The organism is Sphingomonas sp. 3P27F8 (assembly GCF_005502745.1).
Classification (GTDB): domain Bacteria; phylum Pseudomonadota; class Alphaproteobacteria; order Sphingomonadales; family Sphingomonadaceae; genus Sphingomonas.
Map to the genome: position 1 here is coordinate 230,648 of NZ_SCNL01000002.1, position 18,187 is coordinate 248,834.

Annotated in this window: 16 protein-coding genes; 9 read left to right on the plus strand and 7 right to left on the minus strand. The window is 65.6% G+C overall.

Annotated elements, in window-relative coordinates; translation table 11 throughout:
- The first annotated feature begins 146 nt into the window (after positions 1-146).
- From FFS35_RS03660 to FFS35_RS03680, 5 genes are all read left to right on the plus strand, one after another.
- Complete coding sequence (locus FFS35_RS03660; RefSeq protein ID WP_137785754.1) at positions 147-809, plus strand: spermidine synthase; 663 nt, start codon at positions 147-149, stop codon at positions 807-809.
- 71 nt (positions 810-880) lie between these two features.
- Positions 881-1,255: a glycine zipper 2TM domain-containing protein gene (locus FFS35_RS03665; RefSeq protein ID WP_137785755.1), complete on the plus strand. Its 375-nt coding sequence runs from the start codon at positions 881-883 to the stop codon at positions 1,253-1,255.
- Between the two features lie 160 nt (positions 1,256-1,415).
- Positions 1,416-2,396 carry a phosphoribosylaminoimidazolesuccinocarboxamide synthase gene (locus FFS35_RS03670; RefSeq protein ID WP_137785756.1) on the plus strand — a complete coding sequence of 327 codons (981 nt, stop codon included), beginning with the start codon at positions 1,416-1,418 and terminating at the stop codon, positions 2,394-2,396.
- Positions 2,397-2,436: 40 nt separating this feature from the next.
- The gene (locus FFS35_RS03675; protein WP_137785951.1) at positions 2,437-3,609 is read left to right on the plus strand and encodes an aminotransferase; all 1,173 of its coding nucleotides are present in this window, start codon (positions 2,437-2,439) and stop codon (positions 3,607-3,609) included.
- A gap of 92 nt (positions 3,610-3,701) precedes the next feature.
- Complete coding sequence (locus tag FFS35_RS03680; protein ID WP_137785757.1) at positions 3,702-4,847, plus strand: DSD1 family PLP-dependent enzyme; 1,146 nt, start codon at positions 3,702-3,704, stop codon at positions 4,845-4,847.
- A 4-nt stretch (positions 4,848-4,851) separates the two neighbouring features.
- Here the strand turns inward: FFS35_RS03680 and FFS35_RS03685 are convergent, their stop codons facing one another.
- Genes FFS35_RS03685 through FFS35_RS03700 form a run of 4 tightly spaced genes read right to left on the minus strand, consistent with a single transcriptional unit; the run spans position 4,852 to position 8,550 of the window.
- Positions 4,852-6,030 (minus strand): NAD(P)/FAD-dependent oxidoreductase, encoded by a 1,179-nt coding sequence (locus FFS35_RS03685; protein WP_137785758.1) that lies wholly within the window; start codon positions 6,028-6,030, stop codon positions 4,852-4,854.
- A 9-nt stretch (positions 6,031-6,039) separates the two neighbouring features.
- Complete coding sequence (locus FFS35_RS03690; RefSeq protein WP_137785952.1) at positions 6,040-6,219, minus strand: hypothetical protein; 180 nt, start codon at positions 6,217-6,219, stop codon at positions 6,040-6,042.
- A 42-nt stretch (positions 6,220-6,261) separates the two neighbouring features.
- Positions 6,262-7,302 carry an alcohol dehydrogenase family protein gene (locus FFS35_RS03695; RefSeq protein WP_137785759.1) on the minus strand — a complete coding sequence of 347 codons (1,041 nt, stop codon included), beginning with the start codon at positions 7,300-7,302 and terminating at the stop codon, positions 6,262-6,264.
- Positions 7,303-7,323: 21 nt separating this feature from the next.
- Positions 7,324-8,550: an acyl-CoA dehydrogenase family protein gene (locus FFS35_RS03700; RefSeq protein WP_137785760.1), complete on the minus strand. Its 1,227-nt coding sequence runs from the start codon at positions 8,548-8,550 to the stop codon at positions 7,324-7,326.
- An 89-nt stretch (positions 8,551-8,639) separates the two neighbouring features.
- Here FFS35_RS03700 and FFS35_RS03705 point away from each other — a divergent pair, with 89 nt between their 5' ends.
- The 4 genes from FFS35_RS03705 to FFS35_RS03720 are packed head-to-tail and all read left to right on the plus strand — an operon-like array spanning position 8,640 to position 12,283.
- Positions 8,640-9,314: a TetR/AcrR family transcriptional regulator gene (locus FFS35_RS03705; protein WP_212742162.1), complete on the plus strand. Its 675-nt coding sequence runs from the start codon at positions 8,640-8,642 to the stop codon at positions 9,312-9,314.
- A 53-nt stretch (positions 9,315-9,367) separates the two neighbouring features.
- On the plus strand, positions 9,368-11,056 hold the full coding sequence (locus tag FFS35_RS03710; protein ID WP_137785761.1) for a SulP family inorganic anion transporter: 1,689 nt from the start codon (positions 9,368-9,370) through the stop codon (positions 11,054-11,056).
- Positions 11,016-11,570, plus strand: coding sequence for a ParB-like protein (locus FFS35_RS03715; protein WP_249341432.1), 555 nt, complete (start codon positions 11,016-11,018; stop codon positions 11,568-11,570). The genes FFS35_RS03710 and FFS35_RS03715 overlap by 41 nt, the downstream gene beginning before the upstream one ends.
- 41 nt (positions 11,571-11,611) lie before the next feature.
- Positions 11,612-12,283 carry a response regulator transcription factor gene (locus FFS35_RS03720; RefSeq protein ID WP_137785763.1) on the plus strand — a complete coding sequence of 224 codons (672 nt, stop codon included), beginning with the start codon at positions 11,612-11,614 and terminating at the stop codon, positions 12,281-12,283.
- A 7-nt stretch (positions 12,284-12,290) separates the two neighbouring features.
- Here FFS35_RS03720 and FFS35_RS03725 read toward each other — a convergent pair whose 3' ends face one another.
- The 3 genes from FFS35_RS03725 to FFS35_RS03735 are packed head-to-tail and all read right to left on the minus strand — an operon-like array spanning position 12,291 to position 18,114.
- Positions 12,291-13,718 (minus strand): efflux transporter outer membrane subunit, encoded by a 1,428-nt coding sequence (locus FFS35_RS03725; RefSeq protein ID WP_137785764.1) that lies wholly within the window; start codon positions 13,716-13,718, stop codon positions 12,291-12,293.
- On the minus strand, positions 13,715-16,873 hold the full coding sequence (locus FFS35_RS03730) for a CusA/CzcA family heavy metal efflux RND transporter (RefSeq protein WP_137785765.1): 3,159 nt from the start codon (positions 16,871-16,873) through the stop codon (positions 13,715-13,717). The genes FFS35_RS03725 and FFS35_RS03730 overlap by 4 nt, the downstream gene beginning before the upstream one ends.
- Positions 16,870-18,114 carry an efflux RND transporter periplasmic adaptor subunit gene (locus tag FFS35_RS03735; protein ID WP_249341433.1) on the minus strand — a complete coding sequence of 415 codons (1,245 nt, stop codon included), beginning with the start codon at positions 18,112-18,114 and terminating at the stop codon, positions 16,870-16,872. The genes FFS35_RS03730 and FFS35_RS03735 overlap by 4 nt, the downstream gene beginning before the upstream one ends.
- Between the last annotated feature and the right edge of the window lie 73 nt (positions 18,115-18,187).

Below are 18,187 nucleotides of genomic sequence, written 5' to 3' on the forward strand. Positions count from 1 at the left end.
CCGATGGCAATGCACGGACGCGGGGGCAAGCGGATTGCGTCAGGCGAATATCGCTCGGGCCGGCCCGCGCCCCGCCCCGGTTTGCGGAAATTCACGGTTCCGCCTATCGCGCCGCCGATCCGGCCCTGGTCGCAGAAGGAACCTCGATGCTCCCGCGCATTACGATCGACACGACCCTCGTGCCCGGCGGGGCCGAGATGCGGCTGGTGCAGCGCGGACGCGACTGGTTCATCATGCTGGGGCGCGAGGAGCTGATGAGCAGCCGCATGAGCGGATCGGAAGAGGCGCTGGCGACGCTCGCCTGCGATCGCGTGCGCGGCGACGCCCGGCTGCTGATCGGTGGCTATGGCATGGGCTTCACGCTGCGTGCCGCGCTGGCGCGGCTGGCGCCGGATGCGCGGGTGACGGTGGCAGAGCTGGTGCCGGCGGTGATCGACTGGGCCAACGGGCCGATGGCAGAGGTTGCCGCCGGCTGTCTCGCCGATCCGCGCGTCGATGTGGTGCTCGACGATGTCGGCGCGGTGATCGCCGCCTCGCCCGGCACGTTCGACGCGATATTGCTCGATGTGGACAATGGCCCGGACGGGCTGACGCGGGCGGGTAACGACCGTCTCTATTCGGCGGCGGGGCTGGCGGCGGCGAAAGCGGCGTTGCGGCCCGGCGGGCTGCTCGCGATCTGGTCCGCCGCGCCCGATCCGGCGTTCGCGCGCGCGCTGGTGCGCGCCGGCTTCGGTGTCGAGGAGGAGGTGATCCGCGCGCGCGCCAGCGGAAAGGGCGCGCGGCATATCATCTGGATCGCGCGCAGATAGGCGCTCGTACGCGGGGGATTGAACGAAATCCCCCTCGAAAGTGTTCTCGCCTCGGCAAAAGGAGATTGTTGATGCGTATGAAACTAGCCAGCGCCATGCTCATGGCCGCCGTCGCCCTGCCGGTCGCGATGCCCGCGCCCGCGGTGGCGCAGCACCGTGACTATCGGTGGAACGGTGATCGGGACAATTGGGATGCGTCGCGCTCGTATCGCGCCGGGCGGTATCGCGAACGGCAGCTCAGCCGCGACGATCGCATCTATCGTGGTCGCGACGGCCGCTATTATTGCAAGCGCAACGACGGCACCACCGGCCTCGTGATTGGCGGGGTTGCTGGCGGGTTACTTGGCAATGCGCTGACGGGTAGCACTCTTGGTACGCTTGTGGGCGGCGCAGGTGGCGCGCTGCTTGGTCGGTCGGTCGATCGCGGTCAGGTCCGCTGCCGATAGTTAACATCGCCCCGGTCCGGGCGCTTCGACGCTCGGGCCGGGGACGCCTGAATAATAGCATTCAGCCTGATCACGGATTGTCGGAAAAAGCGAATGTGCTCCTGACAGCGGCGGCCGCGCGGGCTATCAGGCGCGTCTTTCGCCGATTAGGGACTTGCGTATGGCCGATCGCGACTATTCTCGCTACTCTTCGCGAACGCTGAATGACGCAACGATTGCGGAGCTGCCGCACCATTATCGCGGCAAGGTACGCGACAATTACGATTTGCTTGACGGCCGGCGCATTATCATCGCGTCGGACCGGCTGAGTGCGTTCGATCGCATTCTGTGCGCCGTGCCTTTAAAGGGCGAACTTCTTACCCAGACGGCGCGTTTCTGGTTCGAGGCAACCGCCGATATCTGCACCAATCACGTTCTGGAATATCCGGACCCGAACGTTCTGATCTGCCGACGCCTGGACATTTTGCCAGTGGAGATCGTCGTTCGCGCCTATCTTGCCGGAACGACCGATACATCGATCCTCAAACGCTACAAGGCGGGGCAGCGCGAGATGTACGGCATTACCTTGCCTGACGGAATGCGCGATAACCAGCGTCTGACCGCGCCTGTCATCACCCCAACGAGCAAGGAGTTCGATGGGGGACATGACGAGCCACTCACCCCTGCGGAGATACTCGATCGCGAACTGCTCACCCCGGCGCAGTGGGAAGAGGTAAGCGCCGTCGCACTCGCGCTGTTTGCGCGCGGGCAGAAGATCGCGGAACAACGCGGACTGATCCTGGCAGATACCAAGTATGAATTCGGCATCGATACCGACGGCAAGATCGTTCTCGCCGACGAGATCCACACGCCCGACAGCAGCCGCTATTGGCTGAAATCGACTTATGAAACGCGGTTCGAGGCGGGAGAGCGACCCGATAGCTTCGACAAGGATTTCATCCGCTCATGGGTCGCCGCCCGCTGCGATCCATACAGGGATGCAATTCCCGAAATACCACCGGAACTGATCCTAGGTACTACGGAAACCTACGTAACCGCGTTCGAGACGATCACCGGTCGGATATTCGACCCCGACCTTGAAGGCGCAACGGTACTCGAGCGTATCCGGGCGCGACTCGCGCCGTTGTTCGGCCACGCCTGACCCGCAACAGTCTCCCTCCCTCGCATCGAGGATCTCCCAAGTGAACCCCATCTTTGCCACGATGAGGACCACGATTTTCGAGGAAATGTCAGGCCTTGCCAGAGAGAGCGGGGCGATCAATCTCGGACAGGGCTTTCCTGATACGATCGGGCCACCCGAGTTGTTAGGCGCAGCGGCCGATGCCGTGCTGACCGGGCCTAATCAATACCCTCCTTCGGTCGGCTTGCCTGTGCTGCGTGAGGCCGTGGCCGCGCACTATCGTCGCTTCCAATCGCTCGACATTGGCTTTGCCAACGTGCTCGTCACCTCGGGCGCGACGGAAGCGATCGCCGCTGCTTTTCTCGCCGTAATTTCCGAGGGCGACGAGGTGATCGTGTTCGAGCCGATGTACGATGCGTATTCGCCACTGATCCAGCGCGCAGGCGGCGTGCCACGACCGGTAACGCTGAGGCCGCCGCACTGGCGGCTTCCGATCGATGAAGTTGCCGCCGCGATCGGGCCGCGCACCCGCGCGATCGTCCTAAACAATCCGAACAATCCGGCAGCGCGCGTATTCTCGCATGAGGAACTCGCGGCGCTTGCGATTATATGCGTGGAACGCGATCTGATCGCAGTCTGCGACGAGGTCTGGGAACATGTCGTTTTTGACGGCAGCGCGCATGTCCCGATGATCGCGCTGCCAGGCATGGCGGAGCGCGCGATCAAGATAGGATCAGCGGGCAAGATCTTCGGCCTCACCGGCTGGAAGGTCGGGTTCGCCATTGCCGCGCCGAGCCTCCTGCAGGCGATTGGTCGCGCGCACCAATTTCTAACCTTCACCACCCCGCCAAATCTCCAGATCGCCGTCGCGCACGGTCTTGGACTCGACGACGGCTTTTTCGCCACCATGCAGGCTGCACTGGAGCATTCGCGCGACCGCCTCGTGGATCTTTTGGCCAAGACAGGATTCACGACGTTGGCCAGCGAGGGCACGTACTTTGTAACCGTCGACCTCGCCGCCTCTGGTGTATCCGGTAACGATGGCGTCCTCGCTCGGCGCATCTTGAGCGAAGCGGGGGTGGCCAGCATTCCATTCTCACCCTTCTATATGCGCGGCCCGCCGCCCGTCGGTCTGATCCGCCTATGTTTTGCGAAGCCAGATGAAATGTTGGAGGAAGCCGTCGGCCGACTTGGCAGTTGGTTGACGGCGCAAAAACAGAGGGATGACGGGTGATCCGCGAGGCGGCAATCGTGGGCGCATGGTTCTCCGGCACATTGCTCGCGACGCCGATCTCGCCCGACTGTTCGTCATAGAAAGTTGGGATAATGAACGACGAACAACTCCATCGCCATCTGGTTGGCCGGCAAGGATCGCGCCGCGATCTCAACACGCCCGTGCTGCTGATCGATCGCGATGCGCTCGATCGTAACATTGCGCGGATGGCCGCTTTCACAACTGCCAACGGGCTGAAGCTTCGCCCGCATGCGAAGACGCACAAGAGCGCCGATGTCGCACGGCGCCAGATCGCCGCCGGTGCCGTGGGGCAATGCTGCGCGAAGCTGGGCGAGGCGGAGGCGCTTGCGGATTTCGGAATCGCCGGGTTGCTCATCACCTCGCCGGTGGTTTCCGCGCCCGGGATCGCGCGACTCGTTGCGCTGAACGAACGAGCGGACGGGCTGATGTGCACGGTCGACAACCCAGATGTCGTGCGGTCGATTGCGGCGGCGATCAATGCACGGAGCGGGAAACCGCTGACCGTGCTGATCGACGTCGATCCCGGCATTCACCGGACCGGGGTTGCGACACGCGAAGCTGCGACCGAGCTGTACCGCGCGATCGCGAGCTTACCCGAACTCGTTTACGCCGGCATTCAATATTATTGCGGCTCGCAGCAGCATATCGAAAGCTATGCTGAGCGAGAGGCCGCGATGCGCGATCGCGCCGCATATCTCCGTACCGTCATCTCCGCGCTAGACGCGTCCGGAGGAAAACCGTCGATCGTCTCGGGCGGCGGCACCGGAACGCACCGTATCGATGCGACGCTGGACCTGTTCACCGAGCTTCAGGTCGGGTCGTATGTTTTCATGGACGATCAGTACCGGGCCTGCGCGCTGACTCCAGACGAGGGAGAAATACCGTTTGAGACATCGCTGCTGATCGACACACGCGTCATCAGCGCCAACACAAAGGGGCTAGTGACGCTGGATGCCGGAATTAAATCCATGGCTACCGACGCGAGACCGCCGCTTCCCGTTGGCGGCGTGGCGGAAGGAACCGTCTATTTCTTCATGGGAGACGAGCAGGGCGCGCTTATAAACCCCAATGGCGCTCTGCCGAAGCTTGGAGACACGGTGACGCTGGGCGCCCCGCATTGTGATCCTACCGTCAACCTATATGATTTCTATCATGTGGTAAGCGGCAATACATTGGTGGATATCTGGCCAGTTTCTGCGCGTGGCCGCTCGCGTTGATGGGCTACAAAGCCTGTGCCGCCGCCCAGCCGCTCGCCCACGCCCATTGGAAGTTGTAACCGCCAAGCCAGCCCGTCACATCCACCGCTTCACCGATGAAATGCAGGCCGGGGATCCTGCGCGCTCCCATGGTCTGCGATGAAAGCTCAGCCGTGCTGACGCCGCCAGCGGTCACCTCCGCCTTTGCGAACCCTTCGGTGCCGTTGGGTGTGAAGCGCCATCCGGCGAGCATCTGCTCGGCATCGTTCAGCCGGGCGTCGGGAATGTTGGCCAGCTCGCCGGTCAGCCCGATCCGATCCGATAATGTGGCCGCAAGCCGGTCCGGCAAGACGCCTGCCAGCGTCTTGCCTAGCGTCATTCGCGGCGAGGTTCGCTTTGCTTGCTTGAGCCAGCCCGCCGCGTGATCGGGCAGGAAATCGATCGCCACCGCGTCGCCATGCCGCCAATAGGAAGACGTCTGCAGAATCGCAGGACCGGAGAGGCCCCGATGCGTGAACAGCGCCGCCTCCCGGAAGGCTGCCCTGCCAGCCTTCGCAACGATATCGGCGGACACCCCGGAAAGCGTGCGGAACAATTGCTCGTTCTCACCCAGCGTCAGCGGTACAAGCGCCGGGCGCGGCTCCACCACTTTCAGGCGAAATCGGCGCGCCACGTCATAGGCGAAGCCCGTTGCGCCCATCTTAGGAATGGATGGACCACCCGTCGCAATCACCAGAGCTGGCGCGCTTGCCGTCTGCTCCCCCAAGCTGACGCAAAAACGCGCATCGGCGTGATCGATGCCAGCTACCTTGTCGCCCAGCGTGAGGTCGACCGCGCCGCGATCACATTCCTCTAGCAGCATGTCGACGATCTGCCGCGCGGAGCCATCGCAGAAAAGCTGCCCGAGCGTCTTTTCATGCCATGCGATGCGATGCCGCCCGACCAGCTCCAGAAAATCCGCCGGGCCATAACGCGCCAGCGCCGAGCGCGCGAAATGTGGGTTCGCGGAAATGAAGCGATCGGGCGCCGTTCCGAGATTGGTGAAGTTGCAGCGACCGCCGCCGGAGATAAGGATTTTCTTGCCCGGCCGATCCGCATGGTCGATCAGCAGCACGCGCCGGCCGCGCTGCCCGGCCGTCGCCGCACACATCAACCCCGCCGCCCCCGCGCCAAGCACGATCGCGTCATAACTTCTGTTAGGCATCAGGATCGATCAGTGTAGTTTGGCGATCGAAAGGCCATCGAGCTTCGCCCGCTCCTTCACCGATTCCTCGCTGCGTGTCATCGCCTTGGCGATCGCCTTCAGCGCCATGCCCTTCTTGGCGAGCGTGTGGAGCTTCTGAATTTCGTCTTGGCGCCACGGCTGGCGGTGTCGTTCAAAGCGTTCGGCCATGCGATACTGTAGCTGAGCCAAGCGCGGATCGCTATGACACTTCTAACCAGGCGTAAGCACCATCTTCAATGCGCCTGCCTCGCGCCGCTCGAACAGCGCATAGGCCTCCGCGCCTTCACTTAGCGGGAGGCGGTGGGTGATATATTTCTCCGGTCGCAAACGGCCAGATTGGACTAGCGGAAACAGCACCGGCAGTTCTTCCGGCACCGAGCAGGTTCCCGTGCGGAAGGTGAGCCCAGCCGCGAACGCCCGCTCCAGCGGAAAGGGAAAACGCCGCGACTGCTGTACCCCGATCACAGAGACGGTGCCGCGCGGGCGCACCAGCCGAAGCGCCAGATCGACCGTCGCATCGCTGCCGACCACCTCGACTGCGCAATCGAGCTTGCGACCTGCGGTGGCATCCCGAATTTTCTCCAACGCCTCTTCCGGATGGAGCGCGATCGCGCCCGCGTCCGCCGCGAGCGCGCGCCGCTCAGGCACGGGATCGATTGCATAGACGATATGCGCGCCCATGACGAAGGCACTGTCCACGGTCATCAGCCCGATCGGCCCCAGCCCGATCACCGCCACACTGCTACCGGGCACGATATCGGCGTTGCGCGCGCCGAACCAAGCCGTCGCCATCGCATCAGTCATCATCAGCGCCTGTTCCGCAGACACGCCATCGGGGATTATCACCGCGTTCATGTCGGCAGCGGGCACCCGCACCGCCTCCGCCTGAGAACCCTGCAGTCGCGCCGACAAGCCGTAGCAGCCGCCTAGCCCGAACTCGCAGCGATTGACCACGCCTGCAAGGCAATAGCGGCACGCGCCGCAACCGGCCGCCGCCGGGATCATGACCTTGTCGCCAATCTTCAGCCGGTTCACCGCGCGTCCTGTTTCCACCACCTCGCCCACCGCCTCGTGACCGACGCAGAAGCCGATATCCTCGGAAAAGCCGTGGCCATGGTAGATATGAAGATCGCTGCCGCAGATTGAGCACGCTTCCACCTTGATGATGGCGTCACGATCCGATTGCGGGATGGGATCGTCCATTCCCTCGTAACGGACATCGCGCGCACCGTAATAGCGAAGAGCCTTCATCCCGCGTACCTCCCTGCACGCTTACCGCACGTTCGCGGCGACATATTCGGCGATCTTCTGCTTGCCGAGCTGCGACATATGCACCTCTTCCGGCCCATCGGTCAGCCGCACGTAACGATTCAGTGTGAAGAAATATGCGATCGGCGTGTCGTCACTGACTCCCATCCCGCCGTGCGCCTGAATCGCGCGATCGGAAACGGTCTGCGCCATTTTCGGCGCAATCACCTTGATGGCCGCAATCAGATCCTTCGCCCGCCTGTTGCCATATCGATCCATCGCATCGGCTGCCTTCAGCGTAAGCAATCGAGCCATCTCGACCTCGCAGAAACTGCGCGCCACATCCTGACGGATGCTGCTTTGATCGGCCAGCTTCTTGCCGAATGCGACCCGGCTGTCGACGCGGCGCGCCATATATTCCAGCGCGCGCTGCGCCTGCCCGATCGAGCGCATGCAGTGATGGATGCGGCCTGGCCCGAGCCGCCCCTGCGCGATCTCGAACCCGCGACCCTCGCCGAGGATAAGATTCTCCTTGGGTACGCGGACGTTGTCAAAACGCAGCTCCACCTCGCCACCCGGTGAATTATGCGAGCCGAATACGGTGAGATGCCGCACCACCTCAACGCCCGGGGTGCCACGCGGAACGAGGATCTGCGAATGCTGTGCGTGGCGCGGTGCGTCGAAATGGGTCTTGCCCATCACGATGAAAATGTCGCACCGCGGGTGCATCGCATTCGAGATCCACCATTTGCGGCCGTTTATGAGGTAATAGCCGCCGTCGGGGATGATCGACAGCTCCAGATTGGTGGCGTCGGAGGAGGCGACCTGCGGCTCGGTCATCACATACGCCGAGCGAATCTCGCCCGCGAGCAGCGGCTTCAGCCATCGCTCCTGCTGCTCGGCCGAACCGAACCTGGCGAGCACCTCCATGTTCCCGGTGTCAGGCGCGGAACAGTTGAACACCTGGCTCGACCACGGCACCCGCCCCATCGCCTCCGCCAGCGGCGCATATTCGAGATTGGACAACCCGGGCGAGAACGCGCCATATTCGTGCGGCAGGAACAGGTTCCACAGGCCCTGTTCGCGCGCCTTGGCCTTCAGCGCCTCCATCCCCGGCCATTCCTTCCACAGGTTCGCCTGGTCGTGGACGAAATCGTAATAGGCACGCTCGTTGGGATAGATATGCTCGTCCATGAAGGAATCGAGCCGCGCCAGCAGATCGGCCACCTTTTCGGTAAACTCGAAATTCATCCTCTAGCCCTCCCGAAGGCATTGCCGGGATGGCGCGTGCGCCGCCGGTTATCCCACGTCATCATGGTTATCCATATGGATAAGAGCATTTGACTCGGTCGGCTGTCAATGCCACGCCGCCAGCGATGAAAACCCCGGTGACACCAGGTCGCGCGGAGCCGGCCGCGCAGATCAAGGCGGTCGCGCTGAAACTGTTCGCGGAACGCGGGATCGACGGCGTTTCGGTTCGCGAGATCGCGACCGCCGCCGGGCAGAAGAACCATGCCGCCCTCACCTATCATTTCGGATCGAAGGACCGGCTGATCCGCGAACTGATCGTCGATGGCGCGCGCGCGATCGACGATCGCCGCAACGCGTGGCTCGATCAGGCGGAGGCGGGCGGCGGCCCCCGCACGGTGCTGGAAGTAATGGAATGCCTCGTCCGCACCTCCGTCTCGCTCGATGCGCCGACGTGCAGCGAATGCTATAACCGCTTCCTGATCGGCGTGCAGATGTCGAACCGCAACATCCTGACCGATGCGCTCGGCGACCGGTGGAATTCCGGCTATCAGCGGTGCCTGCGGCATATTCGCCGGCTGATGGCCGACGTCTCCCCGGCATCGCTCAACCAGCGCCTCGTATTCATGGGCGCGGCGCTGGGCGGCATCATGGCCGCGCGAGAGAATGAACTGGCGGATCATTCACGCCCGCACGCGATGTGGTCTCGCGACGCCACGCTTTCCCATATCGCGAAATCGATCGCGGCGCTGGTCGAACAGCGCTGACATCCAGACGGATGCGGCTTGCCCCGCGCGCGAAAGCGCGTAGCGTTCGGCACATGGCGCGGGCGGACATCGTCGCAGGGATATCGGTGGCCGGGCTGCTGCTGCCCGAGGCGGTAGCCTATGCCAGTATCGCCGGGCTGGAGCCTGCCCGCGCGATCACCGCTGCCGTCGCCGGCTGCCTCGCCTATGCCGCGATCGGGCGAAGCCGTTTCGCGATCGTATCGCCAACTTCGTCCTCCGCCGCGATCCTCGCCGCGGCGCTGGCCGCGATGCCCGGCGATGCCGCAACCCGCGCGATGCTGACAACGATCGCGGTGGCGTTCGCGGGGATAGTGTTCCTCGCCGCCGCTGCCTTGCGGCTGGGCGCACTGACAAACTTCATCGCCCGCCCCGTGCTGCGCGGCTTCGCGCTCGGGCTGGCGATCACGATCATCCTGCGACAATTGCCGGCGATCACCGGCATCGCGGTGCCGGGTGGCAACCTGCTGAAGCTGATAACCACGCTCGGCGGCAATATCGGCGCATGGCACGGCGCAAGCGTGGCGGCGGGAGCGCTCGCGCTGGCGCTGCTGCTGGGGCTGCGGCGATTCCACGGCCTGCCCGTTGCCTTCGTCGTGCTGGCGCTCGGCATCGCGGCATCGGTGCTGCTCGATCTGCCGGCACACGGCGTAAAGACCGTCGGCGACATTGCGCTGGCGCCGCGCCTGCCGACGGTGCCGAACCTCTCGTTCGGACAGGCATCCCGGCTGGCCCAGCTTGTCGTGCCGCTGGCGCTGATCCTGTTTGCGGAAAGCTGGGGCACGATGCGCGCGCTCGCGCTGCGGCATGGCGATATGATCGACCCCGATCGCGAGCTGGCGGCGATCGGCGGCGCGAATCTCGCCGCCGCGCTCGTACAGGGCATGCCGGTGGGCGCGGGTTTCTCGGGCGGCTCGGCAAGCGAGGCGGCGGGCGCCACATCCCGCTGGACCTCCGTCGTCGCGGGCGTAGCGCTGGCATTGCTGGCATGGTTCGGGCGTCCGGCGATCGCGCACCTGCCCGATGCGGTGCTGGCGGCGGTGGTGATCGCCGCATTGACCCACGCGCTATCGCCCGCGCCATTCGTGCATCTGTGGAAGATCGGTCGTGACGAGATCATCGCTTTCGCCGCCGCCGCGGCAGTGCTGATGTTCGGGGTGCTGGATGGGATGCTGATCGCGATCGGCCTGTCGCTCGCGGCGCTGATCCAGCGCATGGCCGCGCCGAACATCGCGAACCTCGGACAGCTCGACGGCGGGCACGATTTCGTCGATATGAGGCGCCACCCGGACGCAAGGCCCGTGCCGGGCGTGACGATCCTGCGGCCCGCCCAGACGCTGTTCTTCGGCAATGCGGAGCGCGTGTTCGGCGATGTCGCGAAGCGGCTGAACGGCGATCACGCGCTGGTACTCAGTCTTGAGGAAAGCTCCGACCTCGACAGTACCGCGCTCGATTGCCTGATCGAATTCGACGACCGGCTGACGCGCGACGGCATCCGGTTGCAACTCGCGCGCGTTCACGATCATATCCGCGATCTGTTCCTGCGTGCGGGACAGGACAGGCTCGTGGCGCGCAGCAGCTTCAGCGTCGCGGATGCGGTGGCGACGATAAGAGGAAATGGCGATGCAGGATTTTACCCCCGCGCTTCAACCCACCCCGATCCTGGACCTGCGGCCGACGCAGATGACGGTCGGCTACCGAGAGGTCGCGCGGAAGCGCCGTGACTGGCAGGAGCGCCCCAAGGACGCGGACGCGCATTTCCTGTCGCATCATCTCGTTCCCGCCGTGATCGGCCCGAAAAAGCGCCCGTGGCTGATCGACAACCATCATCTCGCGCTCGCGCTTCACGAGGCGGGTCAGGAAAGCGTACTGGTGCGCGTCGTCGCCGATCTCAGCCACCTCGCACCGAAATCCTTCCTGACGTTCATGGACAATCGCAACTGGCTCCATCCCTATGACGCGAGGGGCACGCGGCAGTCGATCGACGACCTGCCGAAAAAGATCACCAAGCTGGCGGATGACCCCTACCGTTCGCTGGCCGGGGAGCTGCGCCGGGCGGGCGGCTATGCCAAGAGCGACACGCCGTTCTCCGAATTTCTGTGGGCTGATTTCCTGCGCACCCGGCTCAAGCCGGCGCTGCTCGACAAGGATTTCGATACCGCGGTGGAACGGGCGCTGAAGATCGCGCACGGGGCCGACGCCGCCTATCTGCCGGGATATGCAGGGCCGCATGGCTGAACGGCGTTGAACCGACGGCTCGCCCGCCCCATGGCACCGCGATGAGATTGCTGATCGTCGAGGACAATGCCGAGCTTGCGGAGGCGATGAGCGAGGCGTTCGGCCGGCGCCATCTGCACTGCGACATCGCGCATGACGCGGGCGATGCGGAAATACTGATCCGCACGACGCGTTATGCACTGGTCATTCTCGATCTCGGGCTTCCCGACGAAGACGGGATCGATCTGTTGCGGCGGCTGCGTTCGGCGCGACATAACGAACCGATCCTCGTCGTCACGGCGCGCGGCGAGGTGGAGAACCGCATCCTCGGCCTGAGCGCCGGGGCCGACGATTACATGTCGAAGCCCTTCCACTTCGACGAGCTGCACGCGCGCGTATTGGCGATCCTGCGGCGCGAATCCGGCTACAAGGATCGCCTCTTGCGCGCCGGAGCGCTGGAGCTGGATACGGAGGCGAGACAGTTTCGCGTCGATGGCGCGCCGGTGGAATTCTCCGTCCGTGAGGGAGAGCTGGTGGAGCTGCTGATGCGCCAGCTCGATCGCGTCGTGCCGAAGCGCGTGCTGGAAGATCAGCTTTTCGGCGCGGGCGACACGCTCGGATCGAACGCGGTGGAAGTCTATATCCACCGTATCCGCAAGCATCTTAAAGAGGCCGGGCTGGCGCTGACCGTGCAAACGGTGCGCGGCGTCGGTTACATGCTGCAGACCCGGTGAGCCGGTATCAGCGCGCCGTCACCGGCGTGCCGCATGCCTGGAACAGCGCCACCGTATCGGTAAGCCGCGCGGCCGCCGCCTGGATGCGCTGCGCGCGTGCCTGCGATGCTGCAGACGAGGCGTTGAGCAGCCCCAGCGTGCCGACCGCGCCGAGCTCCAGCTGCCGCCGGGTCATGGCCAGCGTGCTGCTGGCGGCGGTATCCGCACGCGTCGCGGCGTCCAGCGCCGCGGCATCGGTGCGCAGGCCCGACAAGGCGTCGTCCACATCGAGAAACGCCTGGAGCGCGGCCGCGCGATACTGCGCCTTGGCCGCGTCCAGCGCTGCCTCTGCCGCGCGCTGGCGATGACGCAATTCGCCGGAGTGGAAGATCGGCTGGGTGATGCTGCCGAGCAGCGTGAAGAACGGATTGCCGCTCGCGAACATATCCAGGAAGCGCGTGGCGGAGCCGCCGGCGTTGCCGCTGAGCGTGATCGAGGGCAGCCGCGCCGCGATCGCCGCGCCCACGTCCGCCGCCGCACCGCGCACCTGCGCCTCGGCCGCACGGACATCGGGGCGGTGCGCAACGATATCGGCGGGTAGCGACACAGGCAGATCGGCCGGCAGGCGCAGTTCGTCGATCGTGGGGAGATCGGGCAGCGCAGACCCCGCAGGGCGGCCGATCAGCGACAGGATCGACCCCGCCTGATGATCGCGCTGGCGCTCCAGCCCCGGAAGCGTCGCCTCGACATTGGCGAGCACGGTCTGCTGCGCGGCGACATCAACCAGCCCCACATCGCCGAGCGCGCGCCGGCGTTCGAGCATCGCGACGAGCGCGCGATTGTCGGCGATCGCTTTTTGCGTCGCGGCGACCTGCGCTTCAAGCGCAGCATGCTGGATCACGGCCACGACCAGGCTGGAAACCGCGGTGATGCGCGCCGCGTCCAGCCGATGCGCCGCGACCTCGGCCGCCGCCCGCGCGGAGCGAACCGCGTTTCGCCCTGCGCCGAACAGATCGAGCGGATATGCCACCGTGACCTGCGCGGTATGCAGCGTGTAGGGATTCAGCCCCTGATCGTTCAGCGGCGTCTGCAACGCATTGGACACGCGCGCGCGCTGCGCCTGATAGTTGGCGTCGACCTGCGGCCCCTGTGCGCCAGCCGCGGCGCGCGCGAGTTCGCGTGCCTGGCGGAGACTGGCATCGGCGCTGGCGAGATCCTCGTTATGCGCAAGCGCGATCTGCACCAACGCATCGAGCTTCACGCTGCCGAACGCGCGCCACCAGTCCGCGAGCGCGGGCGCGCCCACATCCAGCCGCTGCGCGGTGCCGCTGTTCGAGACGATCGTTTCCTGTGCGCGCGCGGGCGGCAGCGCGGCCTCGGTAGATGGATGGCGCGGCGAAACCGTGCAGCCGACGAGCAGCGCGGCGCATGCCGCAATGGACAGGTTGCGCGTCATGCCGGCTCTCCCCGGCTCTCAGCCGACGGCCCGCGCGTGGCGAGGCTTTCGTGACGCGAGAAGCGCATGATGAGCACCGGCAGCACCAGCAGGATCAGCACCGGCGCGAGCGTCATGCCGCCCACCACCACCAGCGCGAGCGGCTTTTGCACCTGGCTGCCGATGCCGGTGGAGATCGCGGCCGGCAGCAGCCCGATCGCGGCGGCAAGGCACGTCATCACCACCGGACGCAGGCAATTGCGCACCGTGATCGCGATCGCCTCTTCATGCCCGTAGCCTTCGTTGACGTGGCTGTTGAACGTCGCGACGACGAGAATGCCGTCCATCACCGCGATGCCGAACAGCGCGACAAAGCCGATCGCCGCGGAGATGCTGAACGGCGTTGCCGTCAGCGCCAGCGCCAGCACGCCACCGATCAGCGCCATCGGAATCACACTGAACGCCAGCAGCGTATCGCGGATCGAACCGAAATTCGCGAACAGCAGCACGATGATGAGCAACAGGCTGATCGGCACCACGATCTGCAACCGCGCCACCGCATTGGCAAGGTTGCCCAACTCGCCCGCCCATTCGAGATGATAGCCGGGCGGCAGCACGACATGCCTGGCAATCCGGGCTTTCACCTCGTCCACGGTACTTCCCAGATCGCGGCCGCGCACGCTGAACTTGATCGGGACGTAGCGTTCCTGATGCTCGCGATAGATGAAGGAGGCGCCGGACGTCAGCCGGATCGTCGCGACCTCAGACAGCGGCACCTGGACCAGCCCGTTGCCACCCGGCGACGGCGCTCCCACCGTGATGCGTCGCAGCGCCTCGATATCGCCGCGCTGCGCGGGATCGAGGCGGACGACGATCGGGAAATAGCGGTCGGTATCCTTTTCGTAGAGGTTCGCCACGGAGCCACCGCCGATCGCCGCCGCGATCGTCTGATTGATGTCGTCCGGCGCGAGGCCATAGCGCGCCGCCGCCTTGCGATCGATATCGATGCGGACGGTCGGCTGGCCCAGCGAGTCCGATACGCCGAGATCGGCGATGCCGCGCACCTGCGCCATCTGCGCCTTGATCTCGGCGGCCACCTTTTCCAGCGTCTCCAGATCGCTGCCGAACACCTTGACCGAGTTCGCCCCCTTCACGCCCGACGACGCCTCGTCGACATTGTCCTGGATATATTGCGAGAATTCGAAATCCACGCCGGGATATTTCGCCTGCAGTTTCTGTTGCAGTTCGGCGGTGAGCTTCTCCTTGCTCGCCCCGGCGGGCCAATCCTCCGCAGGCTTCAGCGGCGCATAGAATTCGGCGTTGAAGAAGCCGGTCGCGTCTGTCCCGTCATCGGGGCGGCCGTGGGTCGAGACGACGCGCTCCACCTCCGGCCGCTCGGCGACGATGCGGCGAATGCCGTTCACCACCGGCTGGCCCGCCTCCAGCGAGATCGACGCCGGGAGGGACGCGCGGATATAGAGATTGCCCTCCTCCAGATGCGGCAGGAATTCCACGCCAAGCGCACGCACCGCGAACAGCGACACCGCCAGCGCGATGCCCGTCAACCCCAGCGTCAGCACGCGGTTCGCCAGCGCGAACGACACCGCCGGCTCGGATGCGCGCCGCAATTGCCGCACCACCCAGGTATCGACCTCGGCAAGCTTGTCCGGCAGCAGCAACGCCGACAGCACCGGCGCCACGGTAAAGGCCGCCACCAGCCCGCCGGCGATGGCATAGGCATAGGTCTTGGCCATCGGGCCGAAGATGTGCCCCTCCACCCCCGTCAGCGTGAACAGCGGCAGGAAGCTGGCGATGATGATCGCCGCGGCGAAGAAGATGCCCCGGCTGACATCGGTGGAGGCATGGAGGATCGCGGAAAAGCGGTTTGCCGTGCTGGCGTTGATCCGCCCGCTGCCGATCGCATGCGAACGCTCGGCCATGCGGCGATAGATCGCCTCCACCATGATGACCGCGGCATCGACGATCAGCCCGAAATCGAGCGCGCCCAGCGACAGCAGGTTCGCCGATTCCCCTTGCAGGATCAGCACCAGCACGGCGACCGACAGCGCGAACGGGATCGTCACCGCCACGATCAGCGCGCTGCGCAGATTGCCGAGGAAAAGCCATTGCAGGGCGAAGATCAGCAGCACGCCCATGACGAGGTTGTGCATCACGGTATGCGTCGTCACGCCGATCAGGTTCGAACGGTCGTAGATGCGTTCGAGGTGGACGCCCGGCGGCAGCACGCCGCCCGCGTTGATCGTCTCCACCTCCTGCTCGACCGCGCGGATCGCCGGCATGGATTGTGCGCCGCGTTGCATCAGCACGATGCCCATGACGATATCGTCGTCGGCCCCATCCCCGGCGATGCCCAGGCGCGGCATGTTGCCGATCTTCACCGTGCCCACATCGCGCAACAGCACCGGCGTCGAACCGGCCATGCCGACCATCGTGTCGCGGATCGCATCGACCGAGTGGATCAGCCCGACGCCGCGCACGATCGCCGCCTGCTCACCGAAATTCACCGTCTGGCCGCCGACATTGCCGTCGCTCTTGCCGAGCGCCGCCAGCACCGCCGGCACCGTCACGCCGTGCGCGACCAGCCGGTCTCGATCGAGCTGCACCTCATAGGTACGCAGCTTCCCGCCCCAGCCGGTAACGTCCACGACGCCCGGCAGGCGCTTGAAGCGGCGCTGGAGCACCCAGTCCTGAAGGGTCTTGAGGTCCATCACCGAATAGCCGGGCGGCCCGACCACCTGGTAGCGGTAGATTTCGCCGATCGGGCTGGTCGGTGACAGCGTGGGTTGCGCGCCATTCGGCATCGGCGGAATCTGGGAGAGGCGACCGAGCACGAGCTGCTCCGCCTCCCGGAACGTCACGTCGTAGGTGAACTGGATCTTCACGTCGGACAGGCCGAACAACGAGATCGAGCGCACCGCCGTCACATGCGGCAGCCCCGCGATCGCCACCTCGATCGGGGTGGTGACATTGCGTTCCATTTCCTCGGCCGAGGTGCCGTCGCTCTGCGTCAACACCTCCACCATCGGGGGCACGGGATCCGGATACGCCTCGATATTGAGGTTCGCGAAGCCGACCGCCCCCGCCATGACAAGGCCGATCAGGAGCGTGAGGACAAGCATCCGCTGGCGCAGCGCCAGCTCCACCAGCCGGTTCATTGATCGAGACCCGCCTCGTTCACGAACAGCGCGCCCCGGGTGACCACACGATCGCCCGCCTTCAGCCCCTGAAGGATACGAGTAAAACCGCCATCGCTGGCACCGGCGCGCACGGCCCGGGCATACAGCAGCCCGTCTCGACCGAGCACCCAGACGCGGGCGTTATCCCCCTCGTGGATTATCGCCGATCCCGGCACCAGCACGGCATTGTCACCGCTGAGTTGCCGGCGGATCGTGAACGAGGCGAACATCTGTGGCTTAAGCGCGCCATCGGGGTTGCTGATCGAGGCGCGCACCGGCAGCCGATGGCTGTTCGGATCGAGCGCCGCGCCGACATTCTCGATCCGCGCATCGAAACTGCGGCCCGGGAGCGCCGGCGTCGTCACCTGCACCTGATCGCCGACGTGCACGGCGGCGGCATCGCTTTCCGCCACCTGGGCGACCAGCCACACTCGGGTTGGATCGGTGATCGTCATCAAGGGCGTGCCGCTGCCGGCGGCAATGTATTGCCCCGGCGCGACGCTGCGGTCTGCGATCAGCCCCGCGACCGGCGCGCGATAGACGGTTGCGGGCTGCCCCGGCCGCCCGTCTCCGTCGCCGCGCCGGCCGAAGATCGCCAGATGATTCTGCGCCGCCCGCACGGACGATTCCGCGGTACGCAACGTCGATTGCGCCGCAACCAGATCGGCCTGCGCCTGCGAGAAATCCTTCAGCGCGCCGCCGGCGGTTTCGTAGATCGCCTTCTGCCGCGTAGCATTGGCCTGCGCCACCCTGAGCGATTCGGCGGCGGTCGCGCGCTGTGCGCTGGCCGTCAGCAGCGCGTTGCGCGCGTCCACCATTTCCGGCGAGGCGATGCGGAGCAGCGGCTGCCCCTTCGCGACGCGCTGCCCCGGCTCGACATAGACGGCCAGCACCTGCCCGGAGAAAGGCAACAGGACCGGCGCGCTGCGATCGCCATCGACCGCGATCGCGCCGCTCGCGCGGACGAGCTGCGCGTCCGCCCCGGCCGTCACCGGCGCGATCGTGAGCTGCGCGAGCTGCTCGCGGGTCGGCCGGAAAGCGCCGGCTGGCAACCTGGCCGCAGGCGGCGGCGTGGTCGTGAACAGCGCACGCACGCCGGCGATCAGCAACAGGATCGCGATCACCGCCGCCGCCACCAGCGCGACAAGCCTGATCTGCCCGCCGCGGCCGATTTTGCGCGCCGGCGGCAATGGTGAGTGAGAAACTGAATGGTCGGTCAAAATGCTCTACCCGCAGCCAGCTGGTGCCACGCCCCCCGGATTGGCGAGCCTAATTGGCGCGCTCTATTCCACG

Excerpts from the sequence above, each read along its gene's own strand:
- FFS35_RS03690 (WP_137785952.1), bottom strand. The coding sequence starts at position 6,219 with ATGGCCGAACGCTTTGAACGACACCGCCAGCCGTGGCGCCAAGACGAA.
- FFS35_RS03680 (WP_137785757.1), top strand. The coding sequence starts at position 3,702 with ATGAACGACGAACAACTCCATCGCCATCTGGTTGGCCGGCAAGGATCG.
- FFS35_RS03670 (WP_137785756.1), top strand. The coding sequence starts at position 1,416 with ATGGCCGATCGCGACTATTCTCGCTACTCTTCGCGAACGCTGAATGAC.
- FFS35_RS03720 (WP_137785763.1), top strand. The coding sequence starts at position 11,612 with ATGAGATTGCTGATCGTCGAGGACAATGCCGAGCTTGCGGAGGCGATG.
- FFS35_RS03710 (WP_137785761.1), top strand. The coding sequence starts at position 9,368 with ATGGCGCGGGCGGACATCGTCGCAGGGATATCGGTGGCCGGGCTGCTG.
- FFS35_RS03695 (WP_137785759.1), bottom strand. The coding sequence starts at position 7,302 with ATGAAGGCTCTTCGCTATTACGGTGCGCGCGATGTCCGTTACGAGGGA.
- FFS35_RS03685 (WP_137785758.1), bottom strand. The coding sequence starts at position 6,030 with ATGCCTAACAGAAGTTATGACGCGATCGTGCTTGGCGCGGGGGCGGCG.
- FFS35_RS03700 (WP_137785760.1), bottom strand. The coding sequence starts at position 8,550 with ATGAATTTCGAGTTTACCGAAAAGGTGGCCGATCTGCTGGCGCGGCTC.
- FFS35_RS03725 (WP_137785764.1), bottom strand. The coding sequence starts at position 13,718 with ATGACGCGCAACCTGTCCATTGCGGCATGCGCCGCGCTGCTCGTCGGC.
- FFS35_RS03665 (WP_137785755.1), top strand. The coding sequence starts at position 881 with ATGCGTATGAAACTAGCCAGCGCCATGCTCATGGCCGCCGTCGCCCTG.
- FFS35_RS03715 (WP_249341432.1), top strand. The coding sequence starts at position 11,016 with ATGACGGTCGGCTACCGAGAGGTCGCGCGGAAGCGCCGTGACTGGCAG.
- FFS35_RS03660 (WP_137785754.1), top strand. The coding sequence starts at position 147 with ATGCTCCCGCGCATTACGATCGACACGACCCTCGTGCCCGGCGGGGCC.
- FFS35_RS03730 (WP_137785765.1), bottom strand. The coding sequence starts at position 16,873 with ATGAACCGGCTGGTGGAGCTGGCGCTGCGCCAGCGGATGCTTGTCCTC.